Annotated in this window: 21 protein-coding genes; 12 read left to right on the forward strand and 9 right to left on the reverse strand. The window is 69.0% G+C overall.

Translation table 11 applies throughout. From position 1 onward, the window contains the following. Positions 1-20: 20 nt before the first annotated feature. Positions 21-437: a VOC family protein gene (locus tag DFR69_RS11655; RefSeq protein ID WP_110037455.1), complete on the reverse strand. Its 417-nt coding sequence runs from the start codon at positions 435-437 to the stop codon at positions 21-23. A gap of 155 nt (positions 438-592) precedes the next feature. Here DFR69_RS11655 and DFR69_RS11660 point away from each other — a divergent pair, with 155 nt between their 5' ends. After that, the gene (locus tag DFR69_RS11660) at positions 593-1591 is read left to right on the forward strand and encodes a sigma-70 family RNA polymerase sigma factor (protein ID WP_110037456.1); all 999 of its coding nucleotides are present in this window, start codon (positions 593-595) and stop codon (positions 1589-1591) included. Positions 1592-1604: 13 nt separating this feature from the next. Here DFR69_RS11660 and DFR69_RS11665 read toward each other — a convergent pair whose 3' ends face one another. Both DFR69_RS11665 and DFR69_RS11670 read right to left on the reverse strand, forming a co-directional pair. Then, on the reverse strand, positions 1605-3140 hold the full coding sequence (locus tag DFR69_RS11665; protein ID WP_110037457.1) for an acyl-CoA synthetase: 1536 nt from the start codon (positions 3138-3140) through the stop codon (positions 1605-1607). A 22-nt stretch (positions 3141-3162) separates the two neighbouring features. Beyond that, complete coding sequence (locus DFR69_RS11670) at positions 3163-4200, reverse strand: LLM class F420-dependent oxidoreductase (RefSeq protein WP_110037458.1); 1038 nt, start codon at positions 4198-4200, stop codon at positions 3163-3165. Between the two features lie 61 nt (positions 4201-4261). Between DFR69_RS11670 and DFR69_RS11675 the strand changes: the two genes are divergently transcribed. From DFR69_RS11675 to DFR69_RS11695, 5 genes are read left to right on the forward strand one after another with little or no spacing between them, the layout of a single operon-like run. Beyond that, positions 4262-5233, forward strand: coding sequence for a Zn-ribbon domain-containing OB-fold protein (locus tag DFR69_RS11675; protein WP_110037459.1), 972 nt, complete (start codon positions 4262-4264; stop codon positions 5231-5233). 9 nt (positions 5234-5242) lie between these two features. Beyond that, positions 5243-6262 (forward strand): thiolase domain-containing protein, encoded by a 1020-nt coding sequence (locus DFR69_RS11680; protein ID WP_110037460.1) that lies wholly within the window; start codon positions 5243-5245, stop codon positions 6260-6262. After that, on the forward strand, positions 6259-7428 hold the full coding sequence (locus DFR69_RS11685) for a thiolase domain-containing protein (RefSeq protein ID WP_110037461.1): 1170 nt from the start codon (positions 6259-6261) through the stop codon (positions 7426-7428). The genes DFR69_RS11680 and DFR69_RS11685 overlap by 4 nt, the downstream gene beginning before the upstream one ends. Next, positions 7425-8315, forward strand: a complete 891-nt coding sequence (locus tag DFR69_RS11690) for a TIGR03619 family F420-dependent LLM class oxidoreductase (RefSeq protein WP_110037462.1) — start codon at positions 7425-7427, stop codon at positions 8313-8315. Before DFR69_RS11685 ends, DFR69_RS11690 begins: the two co-directional genes overlap by 4 nt. Continuing rightward, positions 8312-8734, forward strand: a complete 423-nt coding sequence (locus DFR69_RS11695) for a nuclear transport factor 2 family protein (protein WP_110037463.1) — start codon at positions 8312-8314, stop codon at positions 8732-8734. Before DFR69_RS11690 ends, DFR69_RS11695 begins: the two co-directional genes overlap by 4 nt. A gap of 67 nt (positions 8735-8801) precedes the next feature. Here the strand turns inward: DFR69_RS11695 and DFR69_RS11700 are convergent, their stop codons facing one another. Further along, positions 8802-10097 (reverse strand): cytochrome P450, encoded by a 1296-nt coding sequence (locus DFR69_RS11700; protein ID WP_110037464.1) that lies wholly within the window; start codon positions 10095-10097, stop codon positions 8802-8804. Between the two features lie 132 nt (positions 10098-10229). Here DFR69_RS11700 and DFR69_RS11705 point away from each other — a divergent pair, with 132 nt between their 5' ends. Beyond that, entirely contained in the window at positions 10230-11393 is a 1164-nt protein-coding gene (locus DFR69_RS11705; RefSeq protein WP_110037465.1) for a steroid 3-ketoacyl-CoA thiolase, read from the forward strand. A 365-nt stretch (positions 11394-11758) separates the two neighbouring features. After that, a complete protein-coding gene (locus DFR69_RS11710; protein ID WP_019044759.1) occupies positions 11759-12175 on the forward strand; it encodes a helix-turn-helix domain-containing protein in 417 nt (138 codons plus the stop codon). 89 nt (positions 12176-12264) lie between these two features. On the opposite strand, the gene DFR69_RS11715 is transcribed toward DFR69_RS11710, so the two are convergent. The 5 genes from DFR69_RS11715 to DFR69_RS11735 all read right to left on the reverse strand — a co-directional run bounded on the left by DFR69_RS11715 (position 12265) and on the right by DFR69_RS11735 (position 17010). After that, complete coding sequence (locus DFR69_RS11715) at positions 12265-13290, reverse strand: hypothetical protein (RefSeq protein ID WP_110037466.1); 1026 nt, start codon at positions 13288-13290, stop codon at positions 12265-12267. After that, positions 13287-13802, reverse strand: coding sequence for an ImmA/IrrE family metallo-endopeptidase (locus tag DFR69_RS11720; RefSeq protein WP_110037467.1), 516 nt, complete (start codon positions 13800-13802; stop codon positions 13287-13289). Before DFR69_RS11720 ends, DFR69_RS11715 begins: the two co-directional genes overlap by 4 nt. Positions 13803-13813: 11 nt before the next feature. After that, positions 13814-15088 (reverse strand): TrbL/VirB6 family protein, encoded by a 1275-nt coding sequence (locus DFR69_RS11725; RefSeq protein WP_146229255.1) that lies wholly within the window; start codon positions 15086-15088, stop codon positions 13814-13816. Positions 15089-15289: 201 nt separating this feature from the next. Then, positions 15290-16204, reverse strand: a complete 915-nt coding sequence (locus DFR69_RS11730) for an SDR family oxidoreductase (protein WP_110037469.1) — start codon at positions 16202-16204, stop codon at positions 15290-15292. A gap of 29 nt (positions 16205-16233) precedes the next feature. Beyond that, positions 16234-17010: an SDR family oxidoreductase gene (locus tag DFR69_RS11735; RefSeq protein ID WP_110037470.1), complete on the reverse strand. Its 777-nt coding sequence runs from the start codon at positions 17008-17010 to the stop codon at positions 16234-16236. Between the two features lie 69 nt (positions 17011-17079). On the opposite strand from DFR69_RS11735, the gene DFR69_RS11740 reads away from it, so the two are divergent. The 4 genes from DFR69_RS11740 to DFR69_RS11755 are packed head-to-tail and all read left to right on the forward strand — an operon-like array spanning position 17080 to position 20557. Beyond that, positions 17080-17844 (forward strand): enoyl-CoA hydratase family protein, encoded by a 765-nt coding sequence (locus DFR69_RS11740; RefSeq protein WP_110037471.1) that lies wholly within the window; start codon positions 17080-17082, stop codon positions 17842-17844. 6 nt (positions 17845-17850) lie between these two features. Further along, complete coding sequence (locus DFR69_RS11745; RefSeq protein WP_186817426.1) at positions 17851-18729, forward strand: CoA transferase subunit A; 879 nt, start codon at positions 17851-17853, stop codon at positions 18727-18729. Beyond that, the gene (locus tag DFR69_RS11750) at positions 18726-19475 is read left to right on the forward strand and encodes a CoA-transferase subunit beta (protein WP_110037472.1); all 750 of its coding nucleotides are present in this window, start codon (positions 18726-18728) and stop codon (positions 19473-19475) included. The genes DFR69_RS11745 and DFR69_RS11750 overlap by 4 nt, the downstream gene beginning before the upstream one ends. Further along, positions 19472-20557, forward strand: a complete 1086-nt coding sequence (locus tag DFR69_RS11755; protein ID WP_110037473.1) for an NAD(P)H-dependent flavin oxidoreductase — start codon at positions 19472-19474, stop codon at positions 20555-20557. The genes DFR69_RS11750 and DFR69_RS11755 overlap by 4 nt, the downstream gene beginning before the upstream one ends. The last annotated feature ends 54 nt before the right edge of the window (positions 20558-20611 follow it).

Raw genomic sequence — 20611 nt, forward strand, 5'->3', positions numbered from 1 at the left:
CGCCCTGTGGGCAATGGGGCCTACTCGCCCGGGTAGTTCATGAAGAACGGCTCCCACTGGTGGCCGTCGGGGTCGATGAAGGTGCGGCCGTGCATGCCGACCTGGGCTTCCTGGGCGCGCTTGTCGTCGTTGGTCTCCTCGGTGCCGCCCGCGGCCAGCGCGGCCTCGGTGAGCGCGTCGACCTCCTCGGCGCTACCCAGCGACAGCGCGTAGGCCGCGCCGATCGCGCCGGTCGTGTCGGCGATCGGGCGCTTGCTGAAGGTGGTGAAGAAGTCCTTGGTCAGCAGCATCAGGCAGATGTTGTCGTCGACGACGATGCAGGCCGCGTTCTGATCGGTGAAGTCCTCATTGACCTTCCAGCCCAGCGCCTCGTAGAACCCCTTCGACCGGGCCAGGTCGGCGACGGGAAGGTTGATGAAGATCATCTTGCTGCTCATGGTCTGAACCTCTTTCGGAAGCGTCTGTGCTGTCTTGTTCGTGTAGACGCTGCCGCGGTGTCCGATTCATCGGTCGCCGGCGAAGTTCGCGAAATTCATCGGATCGAAATCATCCCCTGTCGGGGTGTCGCACCCCTGTGGCATCGTGAGGAACTATGAGCGACGCCACAACCGCCACCACCGGCCCGGACCCCGAGGTCCTCGCCCAGTTCGAGACGCACCGGCGCGAGTTGTGTGCGTACGCCTACCGCATGCTCGGCTCCTCGTTCGAGGCCGAGGACGCGGTGCAGGAGACCTTCACCCGCGCCTGGCGTTCCTACGATTCGTTCGAGGGGCGCGCGAGTCTGCGCTCGTGGCTGTACAAGATCGCCACGAACATCTGTCTGGACATGCTGGACCGGCCGCAGAGCCGGGCGCGGCCGATGGATCTCAACGGCCCGGGCAGACCGGATTCGCCCCTGCCGCCGCCGCAGCCGGACTACGTCTGGATCGAGCCGATCCCGAACGGGCTCGCCTTCGGCGCCGACCCGGCCGAGCACGCCTCGACCAAGGACACGCTGCGCCTGGCCTTCGTCGCCGCCTGCCAGCACCTGCCCGCCACCCAGCGCGCGATCCTGATCATGCGCGAGGTGCTGCGGTTCTCCGCGAGCGAGACCGCCGAGGCGCTGATGATGTCGCCGGCGTCGGTGAACAGCGCGTTGCAGCGCGCGCGGGCCACCATGTCGAAGGTGCAGCCGACCGTCGCCGACGGTTTCGACGAGTCGGATCCCGAGCAGCGCAAGCTCATCGACGATTTCGTGAAGGCCTTCGAGGCCTACGACATGGACGCGCTCACCACACTGCTGAAAGCCGATGTGGCGCTGTCGATGCCGCCCTTCGATCTCTGGATCTCGGGGCCGGAGAACGTGGCCGCGTTCATGCTCAGCACCGGCAGCGCGTGCCGCAATTCCCGGATGGTGCCGCTGGAAGGCGCCAACGGGCTGCCCGCCTTCGGCCATTACAAGCCGAGCGAGGAGCCGGGCGTCTGGGTGCCGTGGTCGATCACCGTGCTCGAACTCGAGGGCGACACCATCTCGGGCCTGAACTTCTTCCTGGATACGCAGAAGTTGTTCCCGCTCTTCGGGCTCGCGCCGGAGTGGCGCGAAGCCGTCTGAGCGGGAACAGCTTTCACAGCAGGCGGCGCTTGTACAGCTTGCCGTTGGGATCGCGGGGCAGCTCCGCGCGGAACTCCACCGTGCGGGGCAGCTTGTACTTGGCGAGCTGACCGGCGGCGAACTCGAGGATCTCGGCGGTGAGGGCGTCGTCGCCCGCGGTGCCATCCACCGGCTGCACGAAGGCCTTGACCTGCTGGCCCCAATCCGGATCGGGCACACCGAGAACCGCCACGTCGGCCACCTTCGGGTGGCTCATCAGCACGCCCTCGATCTCGGCCGGGTAGATGTTCACGCCGCCGGACAGGATCAGGTCGGAGCGGCGGTCGCAGAGGAACAGGTAGCCGTCCTCGTCGAGGTAGCCGATGTCGCCGACGGTGAACAGGTCACCGACGCGCGACTCCTCGGTCTTCTCCTTGGCGTGGTGGTACTCGAAGCTGGAGGCGCCCATCTTCATGTAGACCATGCCCTCTTTGCCCGCGGGCAGTTCGGTGCCGTCGGTCTCGTCGAGGATCTTGATGACCGACCACGGCCAGGCCTTGCCGACCGAACCGGGCTTGTTCAGCCATTCGGTGCCGTTGATCACCGTGCCGCCGCCCTCGGTGGCCGCGTAGTACTCGGTGACGACGGGACCCCACCAGTCGAGCATCTGCCGCTTGGTCTGCTGCGGACACGGCGCCGCGCCGTGCACCATGCTGCGCAGGGAGGACACGTCGTAGCGGGCGCGCACATCCTCGGGCAGCGCGAGCAGGCGGTGGAACTGGGTCGGCACCATGTGGCTGTGGGTCACCTTGTGCCGCTCGATCAGCGCGAGCATGTCCTCGGGATCCCACTTGTCCATGAGGACCAGCTTGTGGCCCATCTGGATCGAGATGGTCGAGAAGTTCAGCACGGCGGTGTGATAGAGCGGCGAGCCGCAGATGTGCACGTGGTCGTCGTAGGGGGCGAGTTCGAACAGGGCGAAGAAGGCCTTGTTCGGCGCGGGAACCTGGTCGGGATCGGCGCCGGTCAGCGGGCGGCGAACGCCCTTGGGGCGGCCCGTTGTTCCGGAGGTGTAGAGCATCGGCGCGCCGACGGAGCGCTCGTCGGGGCGGCCGGTGTCGGCGGCGCCGAGCCACGAGACGGGCCGGAAACCCTCGATGGTGCCCGCCGAGAAGCGGGCGTCGGCGGGCAGTCCGGCGAGTTCGGCGGCCTCGGCGGCGGTGGCGGCGAACCGCTCACTGGCCAGGAACGCCGAGGCCTCGCTGTCGCCGAGGATGTAGGCGATCTCGGGCGCGGTCAGGTGCCAGTTGACCGCGACGATGTACAAACCCGCCTGGTAGGCGGCGAAGTACGCGGCGATCGCCTCCACACCGTTGTGCAGCATGCTGACGACCACGTCGCCCGTGCGCAATCCGATGCCGCGTAGCCCGTTGGCGTAGCGGTTGGCGAGGGTGGCCAATTCTCGATAGCTGATCTCCCTGCCGTCCGGGTCGACGACGGCGATCCGCTCGGGATCGGCCGCGGCGATATTCCACAGTCCGAGGACTTCCGTTGTCTGCTGGCTGCTCACCCCATCGAATTTAGAACGTGTTCTAGGTCGATACAAGGGTTTGGAGCCGACGCATCTGATCGACGTCCGAAACCGAGATCAGCATCATCGTCACGCCGGCGTCCTCCCATTCCTTCAGCCGCGAGCGCACGTGCGCCTCGTCGCCGAAGATCGCGGTGTCGGTGATCAGCTCGTCCGGCACCGCCGCGGCCGCCTCGGCCTTGCGGCCCGCCTGGAACAGCGCCGAGATCTCGTCGACCTCTTTGGCGTAGCCCATCCGCTTGTAGACCTGGGCGTGGAAGTTCAGCTCCGGCGCACCCATGCCGCCGATGTAGAGCGAGGTGACCCAGCGCATCCGCTCGATCTCGCCCGCCGGGTCGTCGGTGAGGACCACCTGGGCGCTCGCGGCGATCTCGAAATCGGCCCTGCTGCGCCGGGCGCCCGCCCGCGCGAAACCCTCGTCGAGCCATTCGTTGTACATGCCCGCCAGCCGGGGGGCGTAGTAGATCGCGAGCCAGCCGTCGGCGATCTCGGCGGTCTGCGCGACGTTCTTCGGGCCCTCCGCACCCAGCCAGATCGGCAGGTCGGCGCGCAGCGGGTGGACGATCGGCTTGAGCGGTTTGCCGAGACCGGTCGCCCCGGGGCCGGTGTAGGGCAGTCCGTAGTGCTTGCCGTCGGAGGTCACCGGCGCCTCGCGGGCCAGCACCTTGCGGACGATGTCGACGTATTCGCGCGTCCGCCGCAGCGGCTGGGCGAACGGCTGCCCGTACCAGCCCTCCACCACCTGGGGGCCGGAGACGCCGAGGCCGAGGATCGCCCGCCCGCCGCTGAGGTGATCGAGGGTGAGCGCGTGCATCGCGGCCGCGGCCGGCGTGCGCGCGGACAGTTGCGCGACCGAGGTGCCCAGGCGCACCCGCTCGGTCCTCGAGCCCCACCAGGCCAGCGGCGTGAAGGCGTCCGAGCCCCAGGACTCGGCCGCGAACACGGCGTCGAACCCGGTTTCCTCGGCCGCGACGACGAGCTCACCGGCGTTCGCCGGGGGCTGCGCGCCCCAGTATCCGAGTTGCAGTCCGAATTTCATGACCGACGCCCTTTCCGGCGAATCCTTGCCAGCAGAATAAGAACCTGTTCTACTCGATATCGTGACCCAGGGGAATACCGCAGTGGAAGTATTGAGTGCACCCCTACGGGTGCAGTTCGACTACACCAGGTCCGTCGGACCTGTCATCGGCGCCTTTCTGACCGGACTGCGCGAACGCCGGATACTCGGCGTCCGCGGCAGCGACGGCCGGATTCTGGTGCCCGCGCAGGAATACGACCCGATCACCTCGGCCCCGCTGGCCGAGCTGGTCCAGGTCGAGCCGACCGGCACGGTGAAGTCGTGGACATGGGTGGCCGAGACGCTACCGGGGCAGCCGTTCGACCGGCCGTTCGCCTGGGCCCTGGTCCAGCTCGACGGCGCCGACACGGCCATGTTGCACGCGCTGGACGTGACCGACCCGAGCCAGGTGAGCACCGGCATGCGCGTGCGCGTGCGCTGGGCCGAGGAGCGCACCGGCACGATCCAGGACATCGCCTGCTTCGAGCCGGGCGAGGCCGCCGAGGCCGTCGCGCCCACCGAGGACACCGCCGAGCCGGTGACCATCCTGACCACGCCCGTCGACATGAGCTACAAGCACACGGCCTCGCCGCAGGAGAGCGCCTACCTGCGCGGACTCGCCGAGGGCAAGCTGATCGGCGGCCGCTCCGAGGCGGGCGGGCGGGTGTACTTCCCGCCGCGTGGCGCCAATCCGACCGACGGCACCCCGACCGACGACCTGGTCGAACTGCCGGACAAGGGCACGGTGACCACCTTCTGCATCGTGAACGTGCCGTTCCTCGGCCAGCGGATCAAGCCGCCGTACGTGGCCGCCTACGTGCTGCTCGACGGCGCCGACATCCCGTTCCTGCACCTGGTTCTCGGCTGCGAGGCGTCCGAGGTGCGGATGGGCATGCGGGTCGAGGCCGTGTGGAAGCCGCGCGGGGAGTGGGGCCACGCACTGGCTAACATCGACCACTTCCGGCCGAGCGGCGAGCCCGATGCCCCGTACGAGTCCTACCAGCACCACCTCTGAGAGGCGACGTTGAGTACACCAGAAATCGCGGTGGTCGGGTTCGCCCACGCACCGCACGTGCCGGAGACCTTCGGCACCACCAACGGCGTCGAGATGCTCGTGCCGTGCTTCCAGCAGCTCTACGCCGACCTCGGCATCACCAAGTCCGACATCGACTTCTGGTGCTCGGGCTCCTCGGATTACCTGGCGGGACGGGCGTTCTCGTTCATCTCCGCGGTCGACGCGATCGGCGCGGTGCCGCCGATCAACGAGTCGCACGTGGAGATGGACGCCGCGTGGGCGCTCTACGAGGCGTGGGTGAAGCTGGTCTCCGGCCAGGCGCAGACGGCGCTCGTCTACGGCTTCGGCAAGTCCTCGGCGGGCACCCTGCGTCAGGTGCTGACCAGGCAGCTCGACCCGTATCTGGTCGGCCCGCTGTGGCCCGACTCGGTCTCGGTCGCGGGCCTGCAGGCCCGCGCGGGCCTGGACGCGGGCCGCTGGACCGAGCGGGAGATGGCCGAGGTCGCCGGCGGTGACATCGACTCCCTGCTCGCCGCACCGTATGTCGCCGATCCGCTGCGCGCCCACGACATCGCGCCGATCACCGACGGCGCCGCCGCGATCGTGCTGGCGGTCGGCGATCGCGCGCGGGAGCTGTGTGAGCGTCCCGCCTGGATCACCGGCATCGCGCACAACATCGACGCCCAGGCGCTCGGCGGGCGTGATCTGACCCGCTCGCCTTCCACCACCAGGGCCGCCGCGGCCGCGACCGGCGGTGACACCAGCTTCGACCTGGCCGAACTGCACGCGCCGTTCAGCCATCAGCAGCTGATCCTGGCCGAGGCGATCGGGCTGTCCCCTGAGATCCCGGTGAACCCGTCCGGCGGCGCGCTCGCAGCCAATCCGATGTTCGCGGCGGGCCTGGAACGCATCGGCAACGCCGCCAAGGTCATCTTCTCCGGCACCGCCAACCGGACCCTCGCTCATGCGACCAGCGGCCCCGCGCTGCAGCAGAACCTGGTCGCCGTTCTGGAATCGGAGGCACGATGAGCTTCCCCGCGGCGGTGCTCGGCACCGGCCAAACTCATCACGTGACGAAGCGCACGGACGTGTCCATGGCGGGCATGTGCCGTGAGGCGATCGATCGCGCGCTCGAGGACTCGGGCCTGACCATCGACGACATCGACGCCGTCGTCGTCGGCAAGGCGCCCGACTTCTTCGAGGGCGTGATGATGCCCGAGCTGTATCTCGCCGAAGCCCTCGGCGCCATCGGCAAACCGCTGCTGCGCGTGCACACCGCGGGCTCGGTCGGCGGGTCGACCGGTGTGGTCGCCGCCAACCTGGTGCAGGCGGGCGTGCACGGCAAGGTCCTCGCGATCGCGTGGGAGAAGCAGTCGGAGTCGAACGCCATGTGGGCGTTGTCGATTCCGGTGCCGTTCACCATGCCGGTCGGCGCGGGCGCGGGCGGTTACTTCGCCCCGCACGTGCGCTCCTACATCCGCCGCTCCAACGCCCCGACCCACATCGGCGCCATGGTCGCGGTGAAGGACCGGCGCAACGGCGCGAAGAACCCGCTCGCGCACCTGCACCAGCCCGACATCACCCTGGAATCGGTGCTGGCCTCCCAGATGCTGTGGGACCCCATCCGTTTCGACGAGACCTGCCCGTCCTCCGACGGGGCATGCGCGTTGGTGATCGGCAATGCCGAGGCCGCCGCGGCGGTCGAGGCCCAGGGCAAGAAGGTCGCCTGGGTGCACGGCACCGCGATGCGCACCGAGCCGACCACCTTCTCCGGGCGCGACCAGGTCAATCCGCAGGCGGGTCGCGACGCGGCCGCCGCGCTGTGGAAGTCGGCCAGGATCACCGATCCGCTCGAGGAGATCGACGTCGCCGAGATCTACGTGCCGTTCTCCTGGTTCGAGCCGATGTGGCTGGAGAACCTGGGCTTCGCCGCGGAGGGCGACGGCTGGAAACTCACCGACAAGGGCGAGACCGAGATCGGCGGCCGCATTCCGGTGAACCCGTCCGGCGGCGTGCTCTCCTCCAACCCGATCGGCGCCTCCGGCCTGATCCGCTTCGCCGAGGCGGCCAAGCAGGTCATGGGCCGGGCGGGCGCGTACCAGGTCGAGAATGCCCGCAAGGCGATGGGCCACGCGTACGGCGGCGGCTCCCAGTACTTCTCGATGTGGGTCGTGGGAAGCGAGCGTCCGGAATGAAGTTCACCCTCGGGGTCGCGCTGAGCCCGCTGGACCAGCTCACGGAGCTGGCCAAGACCGCGGAGGAGTGCGGTTTCGCCTCCATCGGCCTGCCGGATTCGCTGTTCTACATGAAGTCGCAGTCCGCCGACTACCCCTACACCCCGGACGGCTCCCGCTTCTGGGGCCCGGACACGCCCTGGGTCGATCCGCTGATCGCGGCCGCGTCCATGGCGGCGGTGACCACCGACCTGCGGTTCTACACCAACGTCCTCAAGCTGGGCTCGCGCAACCCGCTGCTGCTGGCCAGGCAGGTCGGCTCGATCGCCAACATGTCGGGCAACCGCTTCGGCTTCGGCATCGGGATCGGCTGGGCGCCGGAGGAATTCGAATGGTGCGGGGTGCCGTATGCCCGGCGTGGCGCCAGGGTCGACGAGATGATCGAGGTCATCCGGCTGGTCCTGGACGGCGGCATGGTCGAGTTCCACGGCGAGTTCTTCGACTTCGACGAGTTGCAGATGAGTCCGGCGCCGAGCGAGCGGGTGCCGTTCTACATCGGCGGGCACACCGGTCCGGCGCTGCGCCGGGCCGCCCGCATCGGTGACGGCTGGACCTCGGCGATGATGAAGTTCGACGACCTGGTCGGCACCATCGGCACCCTGCGTGACCTGCGCGCCGAGTACGGCCGGTCCGAGGAACCCTTCGAGATCCAGTCGGTCTGCATCGACAAGTTCGGCCGCGACGGCTACCAGGACCTGGCCGACGCGGGCGTCACCGACAACATCGTGGTGCCCTGGCTGTCGGACGGCATCGGGTTCGACGGCGAGCTCGAGGCCAAGCAGGACTCGCTGCGCAAGTTCGCCGAGAAGTACATCGCCGATCCCATCGTCGCGAGGACCGCGGCATGAGTGAGAGTGTTGTCGATCGGTCCGCGCGTGCCGCCGGGCTGGCCTCCCAGGCCGCGGTACGGGCCAAGGACAAGGCAGCCTGGGTCGCCCTGTTCGCTGAGGACGGTATCGTCGAAGATCCCGTCGGCCCTTCGGGTTTCGACCCCGAGGGCGTCGGCCACCGCGGCCACGAGGCGATCGGCGCGTTCTGGGACAAGGCCATCGGGATGACCGACTCGATCGAGTTCCTCTTCGAGGACTCGTTCGCCTGCGGCGCCGAGATCGCCTTCACCGGCATGATCCGCACGACCATGGCGGGCCATGTGATCGACGCCGAGGGCGTGTTCACCTACAAGGTCGACGCCGAGGGCAAGATCGCCGCACTGCGCGCCTTCTGGGAGGTCGACCGGGCGATGGCGACCACCCGCAAGGTCTCCTGATACCCACTACGTCAAAACAGTTCCGCCCCGGTACCTTTCGGTACCGGGGCGGAACTTTTCGTACTGCTCAGTGGGCGACCGGGCAGCCCTTGGTCTTGTAGTCGACCGGGAGCTCCTTGATGCCGTTGAGCCAGCCCGAGTGCAGGCGCTTCGGCTTGCCGATCTTGGTGATGTCGGGCAGGTGGTCGGCGATCGCGTTGAAGATCAGGTCGATCTCGAGCCGGGCCAGGTTCGCGCCGACACAGAAGTGCGCGCCGGTGCCGCCGAAGGACAGGTGCTGGTTGTCCTTGCGCATGATGTCGAACTTCTCCGGGTTCTCGAAGACGTCCTCGTCGAAGTTGGCCGACCGGTACAGCATCACCAGACGCTGCCCCTTCTTGATCTGCACGCCGTTGAGCTCGGTGTCCTCGAGCGCGGTGCGCTGGAAGGAGGTGACCGGGGTGGCCCAGCGGATGATCTCGTCCACCGCGGTGGCGGGCCGCTCCTTCTTGAACAGCTCCCACTGGTCGGGGTTCTCCATGAACGCGATCATGCCGTGGCTGATGGCGTTGCGGGTGGTCTCGTTGCCCGCCACCGCGAGCACGATGACGAAGAAGCCGAACTCCTCCGCGGTGAGCGCCTCACCGTCGACATCGGCCTCGATCAGCGTGGTGACCAGGTCGTCCGCCGGGCAGGCCTTCCTGGCCTCGGCCATCTGGTAGGAGTAGCCGAGCAGCTCCATCGACGCCTGGACCGGGTCGACGTCCACGTTGTCGGGATCGTCGTAGCCGGTCATGTCGTTGGACCACTCGAAGACCTTCATCCGGTCCTCCTGCGGCACGCCGATCAGCTCGGCGATGGCCTGCAGCGGCAACTCGCAGGCGACCTGGGTGACGAAGTCGCCCGAGCCCGATTCGGCGGCGGCCTTCACGATCTTCTCGGCGCGCGCCGAGAGTTCGGCGCGCAGGCCGTTGACCGCGCGCGGGGTGAAGCCCTTGGCGATCAGCTTGCGGAGCTTGGTGTGCTCCGGCGCGTCCTTGTTGAGGATGACGAAGCGCTGCAGTTCGATCTGCTCGCGCTGGATGTCGTCGTTGAAACGCGGGATCGCGGTGTTCTCGTAGGTGGAGAAGACATCGCTGCGCCGGGAGACCTCTTTCACGTCGGCGTGCTTGCTCACCACCCAGAAGCCGTCGTCGTGGAACCCGCCGACATCGGGCGACTTGGGGTTCCACCAGATCGGGGCCGCCCGGCGCAGCTCGGCGAACTCCTCCGTCGGAACACGCTCGGCGTAGATAGCGGGATCGGTAACGTCGAACCCGTCCGGCAGGTTCGGCCGGCCCGTGGCGTGCCCGGGGCTGGCTTGTGCGGTGCTCGGATCTACCACCAGATGTCTCCTTCGACAAACTGAAACACGTTCTACAATCATTCAAGCACAGCGGCTGCCGTGACGAAAGAACCTCGCGGTTTTACCCTGGGCTAGAGATCAGAACTTGTTGCAGTTACGAGGGAGAATCAGATGGGAACACCCGTCATCGTCGAAGCCGTGCGGACCCCGATCGGCAAGCGGCGCGGGCAACTGTCGGGACTGCACGCCGCCGAACTGCTCGGCCTGGCCCAGCGCGGCCTGCTCGACCGGGCCGGGATCGACCCGGCGGACGTCGAACAGGTGATCGGCGGCTGCGTCACCCAGGCGGGCGAGCAGTCCAACAACGTCACCCGCGTCGCGTGGCTGCACGCGGGCCTGCCCTGGCAGACCGGCGCCACCACAATCGACGCCCAGTGCGGCTCGGCCCAGCAGGCCAACCACCTCATCGCCGGCCTCATCGCGACCGGCGCGATCGATGTCGGCATGGCCTGTGGCGTCGAGGCGATGAGCCGCGTGCCGCTCGGCGCGAATGTCGGTACCGAGGCGGGCCCGCGCAGGCCCGCGTCGTGGTCGATCGATTTGCCCGATCAATTCGGTGCCGCCGAACGAATTGCGCGCAGGCGCGGCATCACTCGTTCCGATATCGATGAATTCGGCCTGCGTTCACAACAATTGGCGGCGCAGGCATGGGCCGAGGGGCGTTTCGACCGCGAGGTTCTGCCGGTCTCGGCGCCGGTGCTCGACAGCGAGGGAAATGCGACCGGCGAGAAGCTCGAGGTGACCCGCGATCAGGGTCTGCGCGCCACCACGCTCGAAGGCCTGGCCGCGCTGAAGCCGGTGGTCGCCGACGGCATCCACACCGCGGGCACCTCCTCGCAGATCTCCGACGGTTCGGCCGCGGTGCTGCTCATGGACGAAACCGTCGCGCGCGACAAGGGTTTGCGGCCGCGGGCGCGCATCCGCACCCAGGTCCTCGTCGGCGCCGAGCCGGAGTTCCACCTCGACGGTCCGGTGCAGGCCTGCACCCGGCTGCTCGAGCGCTCCGGAATGAAGATTTCGGATATCGACCTTTTCGAGATCAATGAAGCATTCGCCTCGGTCGCACTTTCTTGGGCTGCTGTACACCAGCCGGACATGGACCGCGTAAATGTCAACGGCGGCGCGATCGCAATCGGGCATCCGGTCGGCTCCACCGGTTCTCGGCTCATCACCACCGCTTTGCACGAGCTCGAACGCACAGGCAAGGGCATGGCGATGGTGCTCATGTGCGCCGGTGGCGCACTCGCGACCGGAACGATCATCGAGCGCCTGTAGACTGGGCGACACTGAAACCGGGCGCCCAGGTTGAACATTCATCCCCGGGCGCCCGGAACGTGTCGTACGCCACACAATCCAGGGGACGCGGGGGAACATGAAACATCAGCTAACATTGAGCTACTATCGAGCTATGGTTGAAGAACCCCGCGACGGGCACGAACCCCGGCCCCCCTGCGCTCCACAAGAGTCGTTGGCGCGACCCGCAAACGCGACCGCCGCCGCCCCTGCACGCAGGTGAGCGTCGGAAACCGCAGAGAAATCCCGAATCAGGCGTAGGTTTTCAGTTACTGAGCCGCTAATATCAATGATACGTATCCGAGATAACGACTGTTAGTACAGTGAAGGGAATTGGGCGGCTCACAATGGCTGATTTCGCGGCGCGGCTGAACAAGCTGTTCGAAACCGTGCATCCCCCGGGGCGCAAGCCGCACACCAACGCAGAGGTTGCGGCTGCGCTGACTGCCTCCGGGCATCCGATCTCGAAGCCGTATCTCTCGCAGCTGCGGTCGGGACAACGAACCAACCCGTCCGACGAGACGGTGGCCGCCCTGGCGAAGTTCTTCAAGGTCAAGCCTGACTACTTCTTCAACGACATCTACGCGGCCAAGATCGATCACGACCTGGAGCTGCTCGCGCAGCTGCAGGGCTACGGGCTGCGTCGACTGTCCAGCAGGGCATTCGACCTCTCGGAAGAATCACAGAATCTGCTCACCTCGATGGCGGAGAAGTTGCGGGCCAGCGAAGGCTTGCCCGAAATTCCTCCGGACGGAACAGAATAGGAACACGAAGCAAGGCCGGATACGTGCACAGCGAACGGGCCTGAGCCGGTGGGAATCCACCTCTCAGGCCCGTTCGCTGTCTGGTGAGGTCAGGCGGCGGCGTTCTGGGGCGCGCCCTCGGTCGCCACGGCGGTCTGATACTTGCTCGCGATGGCCAGCACCCAGCCACGGGGGCTCACCCCGGGCGGCGGCGCGATCCAGCGAGCGTCGACGAACAAGTCCCCCAACGGATTTCGGGCCCACTCGGCCACCACGGCCGCGCGCTCCGGCACCGAGGCCGGCGGCTCACCGGCGGCCGGGATGACGATGCCGCTGCCGGAGAGCAGATACAGCGCGTCCATCACCTGGGCCACGTGGTCGGAGGCCTTCAGCTGCGTGGAGGTGGCGTTCTGCTCGGGCGCGACCACCTCGGGGAAGCGCCCGACCATCAGCTTGTGCAGCGGCCGGATCCGGCGCAGCAGCATCCTGGCCCGCCACCACAGCTCGATCACGATCGATACCGCGCCGAGCGCGATCAACAGGCTGGCGATCTCCCACGCCTGCCAGCCCCACAGCGGCTGACCCGGCGGCGTCGGCTCGGCGTCCTGGAGGGCGCGGCCCGCGTTGGCGACCGCGAGCACCGCGACCAGCGCCGTGCCCGCGGTGTAGATCGCGATGCCGCGGCCGAGCGTCGTCCAGTCCAGATTGCGCAGACCGGTGGTGACGATGAAGACCGCGCCGAGCGCGACGACGATCCAGCCGAAGGTGAACGACCAGGCCAGCGTGATGGCGATGGCGATGGCACCGATGCCGTACACGACCATGGCGATCTGGCGCAGATTGCGGCGCGAGACCACCGGCCACGCGGCGGAGGCCACCACCGAGGTGGCGGTGGTGAACAGGATCCAGGCCGAGTCGACGATGCCGGTGGACAACCACCCGCTGCGCACCCCGCCGGGGAGCAGATTGTCGATGGCCACCGCGATGTCGGGGATGGCGACGGTCGACGCGAGCGCCACGGCGGACACCGCGACGACGATCGCCACGCGGGCGGTCGTCGCCGGCTTGACCAGCACGCGGCCCACTCGCGCACCCGCGGCAACCCAGACCAGCAGGGCTGTCAACCAGAGTGTCATCCGAGTGCCTCATCGAATCGAAGGACCGAGACGCCTGCGCCCCGGTTGTTGAATACGCGCAGCCGGGTCATGAGCATGGCCGCGAAGGTCTCGGCCTCCCACTCCGCGAGGTCGTCGGCGCCGTCGTCGACGATCTGCGCGTGCGCGCGCTGACTGAGCATGTAGGCGATCAGGTCGTCGCTGACCTCGAGCGTGGTCTCCACCGCGGGAGCGCCCTCGTGGTCGAAGACGATGTGACCGAGTTCGTGCGCGAGGGTGTGGTCGCGGCTGGGCAGGGCGTCGGCGAGGACGATGATGTCGCGTTCGGGGTAGAAGCGACGCTGACCGCACACGCCGGGCCCCAATTGCGCACTGGTGATCTCGATTTCGCGCTGCCGCTCCTGCGAGATCGCCGCGACCACCTCGTCGAGGGTGGTCGCGTCGGAGTCGGCGGCCACCGCGCACACCGCGTCGACCGCGGCGGCGACGCGGCGGTAGGACCTCGAGGTGCTCTGGGTCTTGCTCTTACTCATCGAAGATCCCCTCACGACCTCGGTCCGAAGAATTCGGCACGCGCCGCGTTCACCCGTGCCTGGGCGGCTGCGGCACCTTGGAAACTCACTGCGCCCGAACCGGTTCCGGCCAGCGCGAGCGCGATCAGGCCGCCGATCACCGACAGCAGTTCCGGCTCGGGCAGGCCGCCGTTGTCACTGGTCGGCTTGACCTGGTGGTTCGGCGCGGCCGCCGGGGCGGGCGCGGCCGCCGCGGGCGGAGCCGCGGGTGCGGCGGCCGCGGGCGGCGCGGCGGCCGGAGCGGGCGCGGCCACAGCCACATTCGGTATCGAGGGCATCGACGGCGCGGCGGGCGACGGCGGAATCGCGATCGACGGCAGCGCGGGCACCGCGGGCGGAGTCGGCACCTGCAGGAGCAGCAGGAGCAACAGCGGCGAGGCCGAGCCCACCGCGGCGGAACCGACGGCAGCCGAACCGACCGCAGCCGAACCCACTGCGGCGGAACCGGTTCCGGCCAGGGCGGAGCCGAGGCCGAGGAGCGCCGAGCCGGTGCCGACGCCGGCCGAACCGACGGCAGCGGAGCCGGTGCCGAGCAGGGCGGCCCCGGCGGCGGAGCCGGTACCGAGGACAGCGGCGCCCGCGGCCGAACCGGTCCCGAGGACAGCGGCACCTGCCGCGGAACCGGTCCCGAGGACAGCGGCACCTGCCGCGGAACCGGTCGCCAGCACGCCGGCCGCACCGGCGGAACCCGTGCCGAGGACAGCGGCGACCCCGGCCGAGCCGGTTCCGAGGATGGCGCCGACGCCGGCCGAACCGGAGCCGAGCAGCAGGCCGAGGCCCGCCGAGCCGGTCCCGAGGACAGCGGAGCCCGCGGCGGAGCCCGCGCCCGCGGCGGCCGAACCGGCGGCCGCGGAGCCGGAGCCCGCGACCTCCTTCTTGGGGATCTGCTGGTTGGACTGGCCGGGGATCGTCAGCGGCTGCCACTCGTCGGCGTCGGCGACCTCGCCGCCGGTCTGTGGCGCGGGGGCCGGTTCGGTGGTCTCCGGAGCGTTGTCGGCCTGGCCACCCGCGGAACCGCTGGGCAGGCGCAGTTCGCCGGGCTTCACCGGGTCCTGGCCGTTGCCGCCGCCCTGACCGTTGCCGCCGCTGTTGTCGCCACCGAGCCCACTGCTGCCACTTCCCGGCGCCTGCGCGGCGGGAGTCGGCGGCTTTTCCGGCGCCGCGAGGGCGACAGCCGGCCCGAGTAGAGCGGAACCGGCCAGCACGCTCGCAGCGGCAAGTACGCGCAAGATGCGACCAACGGCCATGCGCTTGTCATCCCCTTAGTCATTCAGCGCAGCATTACCCCCGGTCGCGACACATTCCGGGATCGACGAACAGTAGCCCATAGTAAACCCACGGCCTCGATGCCGCAGAAGCGATCAGGAAGCGTCCAGCCCCCTGAACGCCGTTGACATGACAAAAGCGCAGGCCGAGGAGCTTCCCCCGGCCTGCGCTCAACAGGTTTGCTATGCGCCGTACACCGGCTCCGGCGGGGTGCTCTTCTCGATCAGCTCGGCCACCACGGGCCCCAGCTCGGCCGGGTTCCACCTGGCGCCGCGATCGACCGGTGCACCGTGACGCCAGCCCTGCGCGAGGCCGATCTTGCCGCCCTCGACCTCGAACATCCGGCCGGTCACGCCCGCCGACTGGGTGCTGCCGAGCCAGACAACGATCGGGGAGATGTTCTCCGGCGCCATGGCGTCGAAGCCGGACTCGGGCGCGGCCATGGTGTCGGCGAACACGGTCTCGGTCATCCTGGTGCGGGCCGCGGGGGCGATCGCGTTGACGGTCACGCCGTAGCGGCCGAACTCGGCGGCGGCGGTGAGAGTGAGCCCGGCGATGCCGGCCTTGGCCGCGCCGTAGTTGCCCTGGCCGACGCTGCCCTGCAGACCGGCGCCGGAGCTGGTGTTGATCACGCGGGCATCCACCGGACGCCCCGCCTTCGCCTCGCCGCGCCAGTACTCGGCCGCGTGCCGCATGGTGGCGAAGTGGCCCTTGAGGTGCACGCGGACCACCGCGTCCCACTCGTCCTCGCCCAGGTTGACCAGCATGCGGTCGCGCACGAAGCCGGCGTTGTTCACCAGCACGTCGAGCCCGCCGAAGGTGTCGACGGCCTGCCGGATCAGGCGGCGGGCGCCCTCCCAGTCCGCGACGTCGTCGTAGTTGGCCACGGCCTCGCCGCCTGCGGCGACGATCTCGTCGACCACCTGCTGCGCCGGGGTCTCGGTGGTCGCGGCGCCGTCGAGCGCGGTGCCGACATCGTTGACCACCACGCGCGCGCCCGCCGCGGCGAAGGCGAGGGCGTGCGCACGGCCGATCCCCCGGCCTGCGCCGGTGACGATGACGGTGCGGCCTGCGCAGATCAACTGCTGGTCGTCCATGGGGTAGCTCCTGTGTCTATCGGGTCGGTCTAGTGGTTGGTGTTGGCGGCATCCAGGAAGGCGGGGCGTTCGCCGCCGCCGTGGACGAGCAGGGTGGCGCCGCTGATGTGCGCGGCGAGGGGCGAGGCGAGGAACAGCGCGGCGCTGCCCACGTCGGCGGGGCTGGCCAGGCGACCGAGGGGGACCGTCGCCGCCACCGCGGCCACGCCGTCGGCGTCGCCGTAGTGCAGATGGCTGAGCTCGGTCTCGACCGGGCCGACGACCACGGAGTTCAGCCGCACCTTGGGCGCCCACTCCACCGCGAGCGAGCCGGCCAGGTTGTCCAGACCCGCCTTGGCCGCGCCGTAGGCGGCCGTCCCCGGCGAGGGCCGGTGCCCGCTCACGCTGGTGATCATCACGATCGAGCCGCCCGAGTCCTGCTTCTGCATCACCGCGTTGGCCTGCTGCGAGATCAGCAACGGCGCGAGCAGGTTCAGCTCCACGATCTTCTGATGGAACTTCGGGCTGGCCGCGTCGGCCATGGCGAAGGGCGCGCCGCCCGCGTTGTTCACCACGTGATCGATCCGGCCGTGCTCGTCGAGGATCCGCTCGAACAGCGCCGCGACGGCGTCGGGGTCGCGCACGTCGCAGGTGAAGTGCTCGGTGGCGCGATCACCCACCGTGATCGGCTCGTCGGCCGGGCGACGGGCACAGGTCAGCACGGTCGCGCCCGCGGCGAGGAAGGCCCGGCTGATGCCGGCGCCGACACCGCGGACGCCGCCGGTCACCAGAACGATCTGCGCGGAAAGGTCGATTTCTACAGCCACCGTGCTAACCTACCAAGCAATTGCTTGCTTTGTCTCGGGTATGCCGAGGCGCGCACGATGGGACTTGCGATGGGGATTAACCGTCACACCGAAACCGAGGGCGTCGAAGTCGTCACCGTCGACTACCCGCCGGTCAACGCACTGCCGTCGGACGGCTGGTTCGCGCTGGCCGACGCGGTCAGGGACGCGGGACGTGATCCGGGCACCCGGGTGGTGGTGCTGCGGGCCGAAGGACGCGGCTTCAACGCCGGCGTCGACATCAAGGAGATGAACGCCGACAGCGGGCACACCGCGCTGATCCGCGCCAACCACGGCTGCTTCGAGGCGTTCGCCGCCGTCTACGACTGCCAGGTGCCGGTCGTCACCGCCGTCAACGGGTTCTGCCTGGGTGGCGGCATCGGCCTGGTCGGCAACTCCGATGTCATCGTCGCCTCCGACGACGCCACCTTCGGCCTGCCCGAGGTGGACCGTGGCGCGCTCGGCGCGGCCACCCACCTGGCCCGCCTGGTCCCCCAGCACCTGATGCGGACCATGTTCTACACCGCGGGCAAGCTCACCGCCCAGCAGCTGCACCACTACGGCTCGGTCTACAAGGTGGTGCCGCGCGCCGAGCTCGACGCCGCCGCGATGGAGGTCGCCAAGAACATCGCGAACAAGGACGGCCGCGTGATCCGGGCCGCCAAGCGCGCGCTCAACGGCATCGACGTGCAGGACGTGCACCGCTCCTACCGCTACGAACAGGGCTTCACCATGGAGCTCAACCTCGCAGGCGTGGCCGACGAGATCAGGGCGCGTTTCGACGACGATCTCGCCGCGCAGAAGAAGGAGAACTAGAAAGCCATGCGCGACAAGCGAATGACGCTCGACGAGATCGTCGGCGAACTGCGCAGCGGAATGACGATCGGCCTCGGCGGCTGGGGCTCCCGGCGCAAGCCGATGGCGCTGGTGCGGGCGCTGCTGCGCTCCGATGTCACGGATCTGACCGTGGTCACCTACGGCGGTCCCGATCTGGGCCTGCTGTGCTCGGCGGGCAAGGTGCGCAAGGCCTACTACGGCTTCGTGTCGCTGGACTCGGCCCCCTTCTACGACCCGTGGTTCGCCAAGGCGCGCACCGAGGGCGCCATCACCGTGCGCGAGATGGACGAGGGCATGGTCAAGTGCGGGCTGCAGGCCGCCGCCGCGCGCCTGCCGTTCCTGCCGATCCGCGCCGGGCTCGGCTCGGCGGTGCTCGACTTCTGGGAAGGCGAGCTGAAGACGGTCGCCTCGCCCTATCCCACCGACGGCAAGACCGAGACGCTCGTGGCGATGCCCGCGCTGAACCTCGACGCCGCGTTCGTGCACCTGGACCTGGCCGACAAGCACGGCAACGCCGCTTACACCGGCGTCGACCCGTACTTCGACGACCTGTACTGCCTGGCGGCCGAGCGCCGCTACGTCTCCGCGGATCGCCTGGTCGAGACCGAGGAACTGGTGAAAGCCGTTCCGCAGCAGTCGATCATCCTCAATCGGATGCTCGTCGACGGTGTCGTCGAGGCTCCGGGTGGGGCGCACTTCACCTTCTCCGGCAGCTACGGCCGCGACGAGAAGTTCCAGAAGCACTACGTGGAGGCCGCGAAGACGCCGGAGGCGTGGGCCGCGTTCACGGCGCGGTATCTGGACGTGTCCGAGGGCGAATACCAGGCCGCCGTCACCGCTTTCGCCGAGGAGCAGAAGCAATGAACATTACTCGCGCTGAGGTTTGTGTCGTCGCGGCCGCGGAGATCTTCCGCGGTGCGGGCGAGATCATGGCGAGCCCGATGTCGACGGTCACCACCATCGGCGCCCGGCTGGCCCGGCTCACCTTCGAACCCGACCTGCTGCTGTCCGACGGCGAGGCCCTGTTCTTCGCCGAGGTCCCGGCCATCGGCGCGAAGGCGCCGGTCGAGGGCTGGATTCCGTTCTCGAAGGTGTTCGACGTGGTCGCCTCCGGGCGCAGGCACGTGGTGATGGGCGCCAACCAGCTCGACCGGTTCGGCAACCAGAACCTGTCGGCCTTCGGTCCGCTGCAGCAGCCGACCCGGCAGATGTTCGGCGTGCGCGGCGCGCCCGGCAACACCATCAACCACGCGACCAGCTACTTCGTACCCCGGCACAACAAGCGCGTGTTCGTCGACCAGGTCGACATCATCTCCGGAATCGGTTACGACCGTGTCGATCCCGAGAACCCGGCCTACCGCTTCCACCACCTGCACCGCGTGGTGACCAACCTGGGCGTGTTCGATTTCAACGGCCCCGATCACACCCTGCGCGCGCTGTCGCTGCACCCGGGCGTGAGCGCCGACGAGGTCGCCGAGAACACCTCCTTCGAGGTCGCCGAGCTGGGCACCGCGGGCGAGACCAGGCTGCCCACCGAGGAAGAGCTGCGGATCATCCGTACCGTGCTCGACCCCAAGGGTTTCCGGGAGAAGGAAGTGGTGGCGGCGTGAGCGGGCTGCTGCGGACTCCGCTGACCGAGCTGGTCGGCATCGAGCATCCGGTCGTGCAGACCGGCATGGGCTGGGTCGCAGGCCCGCGCCTGGTCGCGGCCACCGCCAACGCGGGCGGACTGGGCATCCTCGCCTCGGCCACGATGACCTTCGAAGAGCTCGAGGCGGCGGTCGCCAAGACCAAGTCGCTCACCGACAAGCCGTTCGGCGTGAACATCCGCGCCGACGCGACCGATGCCACCGAGCGCATCGATCTGCTCATCCGGGAGCAGGTCAAGGTCGCCTCCTTCGCGCTCGCGCCGAAGAAGGACCTGATCGCCAAGCTCAAGGACGCGGGCGTGGTGGTGGTTCCGTCGATCGGCGCGGCCAAGCACGCGGTGAAGGTGGCGTCCTGGGGCGCCGACGCGGTGATCGTGCAGGGCGGCGAGGGCGGTGGTCACACCGGCCCGGTCGCCACGACCCTGCTGCTGCCGTCGGTGCTCGACGCGGTCGACATCCCCGTGGTCGCCGCGGGCGGCTTCTTCGACGGCCGCGGCCTGGCCGCCGCGCTGTCCTACGGCGCGGCCGGTGTCGCGATGGGCACCCGCTTCCTGCTCACCCAGGAGAGCACCGTGCCCGAGGCCGTCAAGCAGGAGTACCTGGCGCGCGGCCTGCAGGACACGGTGGTGTCGGTGAAGGTCGACGGCATGCCGCACCGGATGCTGAACACCGAACTGGTCGAGCGGCTGGAGCATTCCGGCGGCTGGCGCGGTCTGTCGGCGGCGGTCGGCAACGCCGCCAAGTTCAAGTCGATGACCGGCATGAAGTGGTCGACGCTGATGCGCGACGGCCTGGCCATGCGCAAGACCAAGGACCTCAGCTGGTCGCAGGTCGTGATGGCGGCGAACTCGGCCATGCTCACCAAGGCCGGGCTGGTCGAGGGCCGCACCGACGCGGGCGTGCTGCCCGCCGGGCAGGTCACCGGCATCATCGACAGCCTGCCTACCGTGGCCGAGCTGATCGAGCAGATCGTCACCGACGCCGTCGCCAGGATCGACGCGGTCGCGGCGCTGCGCGGCGAACCCGCCACCGAGTCCCGCTGATCGCGGGCACGAAGACCCGCCCCGTCTGACGGCCCAGAGCCAACCGTCAGTCGA

It is taken from the genome of Nocardia neocaledoniensis (genome assembly GCF_003182135.1).
Classification (GTDB): domain Bacteria; phylum Actinomycetota; class Actinomycetes; order Mycobacteriales; family Mycobacteriaceae; genus Nocardia; species Nocardia neocaledoniensis.